The following is a 5,368-nucleotide window of genomic DNA, read 5'->3' as shown; positions in this document are numbered from 1 at the left end:
TGGACCAACGATATTTCCGACCACATAACTGATATAATGCCCTTTTTCGTATGCATCGCCATTTACCATTTTATCATTCCATGAATCGGCGAGGTTTGTCCAGATGATTTTTGAATAAGAAGGGACGCTCAAAACGGTTGTAACTGTTTTTGTCAGTTTCAATTCGCTAGGGAGCTGTGAATATTCCCATGCGCCCACAGCCAAGTCTTTGATGCCATAAAAGGTATCGTCAATCACATCATCAATACCATCATCAACTCCTTCAACGAAATCTATTACTGACTTGCCGGCATTGATAATACTTTCACCGACGTCCTTCAGCTGTTGTGCTTGTTCAAGCTGCACTGCGTATTGGAGCTGTGCTGGTGTGAGATTCTCATAGCCGACCTTCTTGGCGATTTCTAAGTATTCATCCGGATCTGTCACTCCGTCTGCTAGCTTCTTCTTCAATTCTTTAATTTCTCGTTCTTTCGCTTCATCTTTCTTGATCTTCAAATAAGCTTCAGTCTGTTTCGAGATGTCGCCTTTTTTCTTATGTATGTCACTTTCACGGTACGCCTTGGCATTGTAGTGAATGGGCGTAGCGTTTTTGCCTTTGCCTGTGGATTCCTCAAGCTTTTGGAAGTCCTTCTTGATGAATTGCTCGTTTGGCTCTGACTGGGCATATTCAGAAACAAGTGCTTCGTCCACGCTGCCTACTTTATTGACTGCTTTTTTGCGTTGGTGCTCCGCATCGGCGAGTTCGTCTTTAAAGGTTTCTGTCGAGAACAAATCAAGCGGAAGAATATCGTCGATCTCATGTAGGATATCTTTCATCGCTTTCTTTTGTTCAGACATGATGGATTTTGATTTTGTGTAAGCATTAGCCAGCTCATGTTCTAAGAAGGATTCTTCTATATATGCATCAGATAAGCTGGCGTCCTCTAAAGTGCCTGAAATGCTCGTCAAGAAAGCAATTTTCATATCAAGTAAGTCAATCCAATTGTCAGCTACACCTGCGTGATCTTGGTAAAACGCTTTAATGTTGTCGGCGCCTTTGCCGGAAAACTCACTGTCATCTAAATCAGCTACAGCTTTAAAGGCTTTCTTGAGATTGACCATCTGACTTCTTAATTCCTTGTATTCCTTTGCGCGTCTATCTGCTTCTGAAAGCAATGACTTAGCTTCAAATACCTTCATGACCATATCCTTTCTTGGTAAGCTTTGCAGTACAATAATCAACAAAATTTCACCATATAAAGAGAGCGAGAAATACAATAAACCCTTTTATTTGGAAGATGAGTAATTGAACGAAATGATGAACCGCAGAAAAAGTTTGCGGTTTTTTTGCGGTCATACATAATTTTGGAAATGTTAGAATATTACATAAAAGGTGTAAAAGGAGGGGTCTTGTGAATCCGGTTTTATCATCGTCAGAAGTTGGCGTAAAGATCAATGAATGGTATAAAATGATTCGTCAATTTAGTGTCCCGGATGCAGAGATTTTAAAGTCAGAGGTGGAGCAAGAAATAGAGGAAATGGAAGAAGATCAGGATTTACTTGTCTATTATTCGTTGATGTGTTTCCGTCATCAATTGATGTTAGATTCATTAGAGCCAGAGGACAGGTATCGGGATCGTCCCACAGTCGATGAACTACTTGAAAAAATAGAAAAACCACAAAAAAGACTTACAGGCCTTTTAAAATACTACTCATTATTTTTCCGAGGGATGTATGAATTTGATCATAAAGAATACGTTGAAGCGATAAGTTATTATCGTAAAGCTGAGAGAGAATTGACTGCAGTTTCAGATGAAATGGAACAAGCTGAATTTCATTATAAAATAGCGGATGCCTACTATCAAATAGATCAGCATTTTGTTTCTCTGAACCATTTGAAAAAAGCTAAGCATTTGTTTGAAAAGAATCAACTGTATAAGGTGAAAGTGGTCGGATGTAATATGATGTTTGGAGCTAATATGTACGATATGTACCGGTTGACAGAAGCGGAATCATATTATCGGGAAGCTCTAAGTGTCGCTGAGGGAATGGATGAGAAAAAGACAAAAAGGATCATTGGAGTGATCTTTCATAATTTAGGTTTAGTTTATTTAAGGACCCAAAACCTAAGTGCAGCTGAAGAACATTTCAAAAAAGCAATTGATATGAAAGAACATCTTGATACAGTGTATGGTGTAAGGTCATTATATATGATGGCAAATGTACTTTACCAAAGCAACAAACCAAAGGAAGCACGTTTCTTTTATGAAACAGCATTAAAACGGGCTAAAGATTCTAATGAAGAAGAATATATGGCGAAGTTAAAGATCATTAATTCAATATATGAAGAATATAATGAAACAGAAGTAGATCGAAGCTTAGACTATTTGGAAAAGAAACGCCTGTGGTCTGATTTTGCGGAATTAACAGAAAAATTGGGTGACTTTCATTATGAGCAAAGAAACTATGCAGAGGGAAGAAGCTTCTTAAAGAGAACTATACATGCACAAACACAAATACTTAAAGTTACGGAGGCTATATAATGAAAAAAATTTTAATCAGCTCCGCTTTAATTGGTATTCTTTTTGCAGGTTTATTAAATGTGGAAAATGTATATGCTGCTATGAATAATTCTGGAACTTTCTATGTAGCCGAAAAAGCTATTAATATCTAAGTAATATTCTCCTGTTAAACCCCATCTTTTTAAGGTGGGGTTTTTACACAATCCATTTATTCTTTTCCTTATCCCATTTTAACAAACGCTTCCTCATAAGATTCTTAACCGCTTTCCGTATAGCTCGTTCATCCTTCCCAGTCTTTCTCAGCAATTGATCCAACGAGGGATTTTTTCCGAAGTGGGTCATATTAAAAATAATCCGATACACTTTTTGCTCAAAATCATTCAATTCAATTGCCTCTTTGAGTAAATGATACCAGAACAAACATTCGTTTTTCAACTTGAGATAGAACTAATGTTCGTATGAAATAATGGTAAAGAAGGAGGAGGAAAGCATGGAATCGATTTTAAAACGTTCATTAACTGAGAAAACACCATTAGATATGATATATATGAGAAATGACGGTCTCATTACAAAGAGATCAATTATTGTTCGGCAGATTAATCAGAGTTACATACGCGCTTATTGTTTCAGCAGCCGTCAAATAAAGACGTTTACGATCGAGAATATCCTTGCTGTTTCTCCTTCAGCATATAAAAGAGGGGCCAAGAATTATGCGTAAAATTACAGAACGACAATTTGAAACGCTCCAAGTTATCGAAAAACACATTAATGAAAAAGGGTTTGCTCCTACATATAGAGAATTAATGAATATGTTAGGGTTAACCTCACCGAGTACAGTGAAAGGGCTTTTAGACGCTCTGAAAAGAAAAGAATATGTAACTTGGGAAGCAGGATCTCCAAGAACATTAAAAGTTATTAAATAAAGAACCCATCGTCATAGATGGGCTCTTTTTGTTATAAATTAAAAGGGGGCTTTGCGAAGATTGATTAACATTGCTTTATTGCAGTACTCTTAGGTTGGCGAAGCCAGCAGTATCAATATCCATTCTTAGTACATAGCTCCTTGGGTAGTAGTCAGCTATGTTCCCGAAAGCATACAACGTAAATTGGCCACTTGTTTCTGTAATCCCCATTTTTGGGCTTGTGGCATTTTTTCGAATGATACGGCTGGACTGTTTATCGTTTTTAGCGAATGTACCTTGGAAGCCATGGTAAGCTCTTCTTACAGTTAAGCTTCTTCCTTCATGTTTAATATCTGCTTTGACAGAAATGTTGGCATTTGCTGTGACATAGAAGTATTGTTTTCTTAAAGTGTATGTTTTGTATGTGGCTTGGATGTCAGCGTCACTCTGGGTGAGGTTCTTAGGAAGATTTTCTTTTGATGTAGGAGTTATTTCTAGGGAGTAGACAATTCGGCTGCCGTCATCAAATTTAACTTCGAGAGATTGTCCATCTTTGAATTGGAGTTTTTCTGGATCTTGTCCTAATTCTTTTAGTTTTTTAACTTCGAGTTCTGTGTCCATTGCTTGAGACGTAGCAAGTTTGGCTTGCATAGCATTTGATGGAGTGTGAACTCGTGGTGTTTCTGACGCTGATGCTGGTGCAACAGGGACCAATAACAAGGCGGCGAGACTAGGCATTAATAAGGATCGTTTTTTCTCTTTCCTACCTCTTTCCTATTTGAAGTTTGATACATTCGTAGCATACTTGAAAAAATAGGTAAATAATAGGGTTTATTGTAAAACAAAAGAAAAATAGGAGGAATTTACTATGGCGACTTTGGGTATCATTATTCCGATTATTGTTTGGTTAGGTATCATTTATTTAATTGTTAGATGGTTCTTGAAAAGAAGAAAGAACAAAATTTAACCATAGTAAATCCTTTTTTGCTCCAAGATGGTTGTTTAAGGTAGCTGGAAGGGCTGCCCGAACTTAAAAATATTGCACAGATAATTTTTAAATAAAAAAGAACACATAGACTTGCAATGCTCCTGAGTCGGTGTTCTTTTTTTATTTTATAACCATATATATAGAAAGAAGTGGGGACATGGGGACGAACAAGATTATTCGTCCTCATTTTAAATTTGTCTAAAACGTATTGACATTAATCTAAACCCTGCTATAATTACTTTTGTTCTAAGAAACCTGTTTTAAACTTTCAGATGCTCTTTCATGGTAAGAGATCAGCGGTCCTATCCCGCTTGGAAGCTTTATTAAATGTATTATTCCAAGGTTTCTCAAAAAGGAGAAAGCTTTTTTTATTGCGACATGCGGAAGTAGTTCAGTGGTAGAACATCACCTTGCCAAGGTGGGGGTCGCGGGTTCGAATCCCGTCTTCCGCTCCATTTTAATCCCAAGTGGACATTGAAAAATTGATTGCGCCCGTAGCTCAATTGGATAGAGCGTTTGACTACGGATCAAAAGGTTAGGGGTTCGACTCCTCTCGGGCGCGCCATTATTATAATAAAATCGGGAAGTAGCTCAGCTTGGTAGAGCACATGGTTTGGGACCATGGGGTCGCAGGTTCGAATCCTGTCTTCCCGACCATTTTCATGGGGCCTTAGCTCAGCTGGGAGAGCGCCTGCTTTGCACGCAGGAGGTCAGCGGTTCGATCCCGCTAGGCTCCACCAAAAAACAAAAAAGTTGTTGACTTTGATAAAGTAGCGTTGTATACTAATAAAGTTGCTTTAACAAAGCGAACAAACAAAATGATCTTTGAAAACTAAACAAGACAAAACGTACCTGTTAATTCAGTTTTGAAAAAACCGCACAGTGATGTGCGTAGTCAGGGGCCTGCACGATGCAGGTTATGCAGATGTTGTCACAGGATGTGATGAACTTAATCTGCGCTCCATTACTTCATGGAG

7 protein-coding genes and 4 tRNA genes are annotated in these 5,368 nt (G+C 38.0%); 8 read left to right on the top strand and 3 right to left on the bottom strand.

The window, feature by feature from the left end:
• On the bottom strand, positions 1-1,179 hold a 1,179-nt coding region (locus BTW01_RS17205), incomplete at its 3' end, for a ribonuclease YeeF family protein (protein WP_162104200.1).
• A gap of 269 nt (positions 1,180-1,448) precedes the next feature.
• Between BTW01_RS17205 and BTW01_RS17200 the strand changes: the two genes are divergently transcribed.
• Both BTW01_RS17200 and BTW01_RS18650 read left to right on the top strand, forming a co-directional pair.
• Positions 1,449-2,522 carry a tetratricopeptide repeat protein gene (locus BTW01_RS17200; RefSeq protein WP_419724077.1) on the top strand — a complete coding sequence of 358 codons (1,074 nt, stop codon included), beginning with the start codon at positions 1,449-1,451 and terminating at the stop codon, positions 2,520-2,522.
• Positions 2,522-2,653, top strand: a complete 132-nt coding sequence (locus tag BTW01_RS18650) for a hypothetical protein (protein WP_258894748.1) — start codon at positions 2,522-2,524, stop codon at positions 2,651-2,653. The genes BTW01_RS17200 and BTW01_RS18650 overlap by 1 nt, the downstream gene beginning before the upstream one ends.
• A 43-nt stretch (positions 2,654-2,696) precedes the next feature.
• Here BTW01_RS18650 and BTW01_RS18560 read toward each other — a convergent pair whose 3' ends face one another.
• Complete coding sequence (locus BTW01_RS18560) at positions 2,697-2,885, bottom strand: hypothetical protein (protein ID WP_225494270.1); 189 nt, start codon at positions 2,883-2,885, stop codon at positions 2,697-2,699.
• Positions 2,886-2,991: 106 nt separating this feature from the next.
• On the opposite strand from BTW01_RS18560, the gene BTW01_RS17195 reads away from it, so the two are divergent.
• Together BTW01_RS17195 and BTW01_RS17190 are read left to right on the top strand one after the other, a co-directional pair.
• Positions 2,992-3,219: a hypothetical protein gene (locus tag BTW01_RS17195; protein WP_162104198.1), complete on the top strand. Its 228-nt coding sequence runs from the start codon at positions 2,992-2,994 to the stop codon at positions 3,217-3,219.
• Entirely contained in the window at positions 3,212-3,424 is a 213-nt protein-coding gene (locus BTW01_RS17190) for a transcriptional regulator (protein WP_162104197.1), read from the top strand. The genes BTW01_RS17195 and BTW01_RS17190 overlap by 8 nt, the downstream gene beginning before the upstream one ends.
• 75 nt (positions 3,425-3,499) lie before the next feature.
• Here the strand turns inward: BTW01_RS17190 and BTW01_RS17185 are convergent, their stop codons facing one another.
• Entirely contained in the window at positions 3,500-4,141 is a 642-nt protein-coding gene (locus tag BTW01_RS17185) for a hypothetical protein (RefSeq protein WP_162104196.1), read from the bottom strand.
• Positions 4,142-4,771: 630 nt separating this feature from the next.
• On the opposite strand from BTW01_RS17185, the gene BTW01_RS17180 reads away from it, so the two are divergent.
• From BTW01_RS17180 to BTW01_RS17165, 4 genes are all read left to right on the top strand, one after another.
• Positions 4,772-4,846 (top strand) — tRNA-Gly (locus BTW01_RS17180).
• A 33-nt stretch (positions 4,847-4,879) separates the two neighbouring features.
• A tRNA-Arg gene (locus BTW01_RS17175) sits at positions 4,880-4,956 on the top strand.
• Between the two features lie 15 nt (positions 4,957-4,971).
• Positions 4,972-5,048 (top strand) — tRNA-Pro (locus BTW01_RS17170).
• A gap of 7 nt (positions 5,049-5,055) precedes the next feature.
• Positions 5,056-5,131: transfer RNA gene (locus tag BTW01_RS17165), tRNA-Ala, on the top strand.
• The last annotated feature ends 237 nt before the right edge of the window (positions 5,132-5,368 follow it).

The organism is Bacillus sp. SKDU12, from assembly GCF_010093085.1.
Taxonomy (GTDB): Bacteria; Bacillota; Bacilli; order Bacillales; family Bacillaceae; genus Bacillus; species Bacillus mexicanus.
This window is presented reverse-complemented; position numbering and strand designations above follow the sequence as displayed.